This window comes from Roseateles sp. (assembly GCF_036486225.1).
Taxonomy (GTDB): domain Bacteria; phylum Pseudomonadota; class Gammaproteobacteria; order Burkholderiales; family Burkholderiaceae_C; genus Roseateles.
Genome location: NZ_DASVNZ010000202.1, coordinates 1 through 4,069, shown reverse-complemented (window position 1 = coordinate 4,069; position 4,069 = coordinate 1). Strand labels below are relative to the sequence as shown.

Annotated in this window: 5 protein-coding genes; all 5 read right to left on the bottom strand. The window is 69.6% G+C overall.

Annotated features, from left to right (window positions below; genetic code table 11):
* Nucleotides 1–639: hypothetical protein (locus VF536_RS14165; protein WP_331615502.1), on the bottom strand; the 639-nt coding region annotated here is incomplete at its 3' end.
* A gap of 107 nt (nt 640–746) precedes the next feature.
* Nucleotides 747–1,709 (bottom strand): type III secretion system export apparatus subunit SctT, encoded by a 963-nt coding sequence (gene sctT, locus VF536_RS14160; RefSeq protein WP_331615501.1) that lies wholly within the window; start codon nt 1,707–1,709, stop codon nt 747–749.
* Complete coding sequence (locus VF536_RS14155) at nt 1,706–2,239, bottom strand: hypothetical protein (protein ID WP_331615499.1); 534 nt, start codon at nt 2,237–2,239, stop codon at nt 1,706–1,708. The genes sctT and VF536_RS14155 overlap by 4 nt, the downstream gene beginning before the upstream one ends.
* Before the next feature lie 16 nt (nt 2,240–2,255).
* Entirely contained in the window at nt 2,256–3,605 is a 1,350-nt protein-coding gene (sctN, locus tag VF536_RS14150) for a type III secretion system ATPase SctN (protein ID WP_414710374.1), read from the bottom strand.
* A 7-nt stretch (nt 3,606–3,612) separates the two neighbouring features.
* Nucleotides 3,613–4,069, bottom strand: a 457-nt coding sequence (locus VF536_RS14145; protein ID WP_331615498.1) for a FliH/SctL family protein, incomplete at its 5' end; no start/stop codon positions are given.

Genomic DNA, 4,069 nt, shown 5'->3' with positions numbered 1-4,069 from the left:
CCCCACCCCCGCCAGCATCAACCCATACGTCGCCGGCTCCGGAACGACCGACAGCGACCACACGCCGCGCGCACCGTCGAGTTGGCCGGTCGAGTTGGTGAAGCTCTCGTAGAAGCCGTACAGGCGGTCCTGCGTGTCGGTGCTCGCGAACTCCATGTAGTCATGGCGGCCGGTGGGCAGGATGAAGCGCCGTGAGATGAAGAGGTCCCAATCGGTCGGCAGCGCGAACATGCCGATCGCCCCGATGGACAGCGAGGCCTCCGTCTCGTTGTGGACGCCGCACTGATCGCAGATCGGCACGTGCGGGAAGAACACCGTCTCGCTGTAGCGGAACCCGTCGCTGTTCACGTTCAAGGTCATGGAGAACCGCGAGACGTCCTCCAGCGTGTCGCCGGCCTGCAGCAGCCGGGTCGTCGGCATGTAGATGTCCGCGTCCAGCGAGACCTGAAAGAACCGGTACTGGTTGGGATCGCCGGGATTGGCGCGGACGTTCTCGACGCGCATCTGGAAGGCGTTGCCGACGTAGTGATAACGCAGCTCCTCGGCGAAGCCGGGCGACGCGCCCACCGACAGCAGCGCTGCGAGCGCCAGCCCACATAGCAGGCGACAACGGGAACGGAACGATGACAGTGCGTTCATGAGGACTCCCTGTGAGACTTGTCGTCGACCCCATCGGTCGCGGCAAGAAGCCTAAGCGGGAGCCCAGAGCGTTTCCAGGCCGTGAAGCCAGGATCAGGGGCGTGTGATCAAGGCGGGAACGCCAACGTGCGGTCCGGCTCCGTCGCCACGGGCGCCGCCGATGCCGCCGGCATCGCGGATCCCGCGGATGCTGCGGTGGCAGGCCTGTCCGCAGCCGGTCCGGAGGCCGTCGGCGGTCCCGCCTTCGCCACCTCCGCCGCCCTCGCCCACTTCGCCATCTCCGCCGACAGGCTCTGCATCGACAGCGCCGGCTTCACCTGGTCGAAGAACACCGCCACCAGCAGCGACAGCAGCGCGATCGCCACCGCGCCCTTCACCGGCTGCGCCAGGTTGTTGGGCTCGAGCTTCTCCGCCGTCTTCGACAGGATGCCGAAGCCCAGGTCGATCAGCATCAGCACCAGCAGCGCCGGCGCGGCGATCTTGATCATCAGCTCCAGGTAGTGCCCCGTCTGCACGCGGACGAAGTCCTCCAGGATGGTCGACCACGCCGGCGACAGGCTGCCGATCGGCCACCAGTGGAAGGAGTCGAACAGGATGCCCGTGAGCATCAGCATCCCGCCCAGCAGGTAGAAGCCGCTGATCGCCAGCTGCGACAGCAGGTTGCCGATCGGCGTGCTCTGCTCGCCGCTGAGCGGGTTGGTCTGCTGCACGTTGTTGTAGCCGGCCTGGTTGTCGATCAGCACGCCCACGCCCTCCGCCACCCAGAACACCGTCGAGGCCGCGAAGCCGAGCACCACGCCGATCAGGGCCTCCTTCGCGATCGTGGCCACCAGCTGCACCATGTCCATGCCGTGCACCAGCCCCGCCGGCTGGCCCCACGCGATGAACAGCGCCAGGCAGATGCACACGCCGTTGCGGATCGGTCCCTGCAGCACCTGGTCCGTCGTCGCCGGCAGCACCAGGAACACCGCATAGACGCGCAGCAGGCACACCGCCAGCAGCATCACGCCGTCCTGCAGCGTCGTGCCGAAGCCGATCACGCCCGCGAAGGTGTTGAACATCTCGTTCATGCGCCGGCCTCCGCCCGCTCCGCCCTCGCCGCCGCTTCGGTCGCGCGCCGCTGCGCAACGCGGCGCGCGACCGCGGCCTCCTCGCTCTCTTCGTCCTGCGTGTCCTCGGCTTCCTGATCGATCTCGACGAGCCGCTTGCGGCGCCGTTCCTCGAGCTGCTCGATCTGCTGCTCCGCGCGCTGCAGGGCCTGCTTCGCGGCCAGCACCCGGGCCTCGGCCTGCGCCACCTGCGCCAAGGCGTTCCGCACGCCTTCTTCGGCCTGGCGGACGAGGTCGCGAAGGCCGTCGCGCACGTAGCCCAGCGTCACCGCGTCCTGCGGCACAAAGGAGTCGGAGGTCGCCAGCGCCTCGATCTGCGCCGCGCACGCCTCTTCATCGGCGACGCAGCCCTCGTGGCGCGCCTGCGCCGCCTGATGCGCCGCCAGCGCCGCGTCGCGCTGCGCGCTCTCGGCCTTGACCTGCTGCTCCATCGGCTCGAGCCGGCGGCGCTTGGCCCACAGCAGCAGCTTGAGCGATCGCAAGTCCTTCATCAGCCGAGGTCCTGCATCAACCGTTCACCAGCGCCTGGAGGTCGGCCACCGTCTGCTCGATGGGTCGCAGGTCCGAGGTCGCCTGGTTGAGGAACTCGCGGATCGCGCCGTGCTTGCGCACCGCCTCGTCGGCGAAGGCGTCGTTGCCGGGCTTGTACTCGCCCATCTGGATCAGCAGCTCCATCTCGTCGTACTTGGCCATCAGCTTGCGCAGCCCGCCGTTGGCGGCCTGGTGGTCCTTGGGCACGATCTGCGACATGACCCGGCTCAGGCTGCCCAGCACGTCGATCGCCGGGTACTGGTTGCGCGCCGCGATCTTGCGCGACAGGATCAAGTGGCCGTCCAGGATGCCTCGCACCTCTTCCGCGATCGGGTCGCTGCCGCTGTCGTCCTCGGCCAGCACCGTGTACAGCGCGGTGATCGAGCCCTTCGCGCCCATGCCGGTGCGCTCCAGCAGACGCGGGATCTCCGCGAAGACCGACGGCGGATAACCGCGCCGCGCGGGGGACTCGCCCGCCGCCAGGCCGATCTCGCGCTGCGCGCGGGCGAAGCGGGTCAGCGAGTCCATCATCAGCAGCACCCGCAGCCCGCGATCGCGGAAGTACTCGGCGATCGCCGTGGCGACGTGCGCCGCCTTGGCGCGCTCGATCGAGGAGCGGTCCGAGGTCGCGCACACCACCACGGAGCGCGCCATGCCCTCCTTGCCCATGATGATCTCGATGAACTCGCGCACCTCGCGGCCGCGTTCGCCGATCAGCGCGATGACGCTGATGTCGCACTGCGTGCCGCGCGCGAGCATGCCCATCAAGGTGCTCTTGCCGACGCCCGCCGGCGCGAAGATGCCCATCCGCTGGCCTTCGCCGAGCGTGATCATCCCGTCGATGATCTTCACGCCGGTCGGCAGCGGGTGCTCGATCATCTCCCGGTCCATCGGGCTGGGCGGCATCGCGAAGACCGGCCGTCGCTCCTCGCAGACGATCGCGGGGCCGCCGTCCACCGGCTGGCCGAGGCTGTCGACCACGCGCCCCAGCAGCTCGTCGCCGACGGCGATGCTCTGGATCTCGCCGAGCCCCACGACCTGCGTCTGACCCGCCGCCACGCCCAGGATCGAGCCGAACGGCGACAGGATGGTCTGGCCGTTGGAGAAGCCGATCACCTCCGCCACCTGCAGCAGCCCGCCATTGGCGTCGAGCAGGTGGCACATCTCGCCGAGCTTGGCCGACAGGCCGCTCGCGCGCACCAGCGTGCCGATCACCTCGACGACCTTGCCGGTGCGGTTCAGCGTCTCGGCGCCGGCGAGCTCGAGCTCCATCCAGCGGCCGAGCTCGTCCAGGTTCATCGGTGCGAGGCGGTCAGGCGCGTTCATGTCGATCTCAACTCTCGGCGACCGCGCGCTTGACGGCGCGCGACATCGCGGAGCGGAGCGCGTCGAGCTGCGTCTTCAGGCTGGCGTCGACGACGCCCATGTCGGATTCGAAGAGGCAGCTGCCGGCCGGCAGCGCCGGATCGACGATGACTTCGACGGACAGCCCCGCCGACTGCAATTCAGGCACCGCGGCGATGCCGTCGCGCGCGGCGTCGAAGTCGGCGCTGCTGACCTTCAGCGTCAGCGCCGTCGCCGAACGCGACAGCGCCTGCACGCTGCGCAACGCGCGCTGGTACAGCGCGGCGCGGCCCTCGGTCTGCACGATGCGCTCGACGGCGCTGGTCACCACCTCGGCCATGCGCTCATGCAGGCCGCGCACGGCGTCGGCCTGGTCGACCGCGCGACCGGCCTGGCGCTCGTGCCACGCGACCGCGGCCTGCCGTTCGCCCTCGGCGCGACCGGCC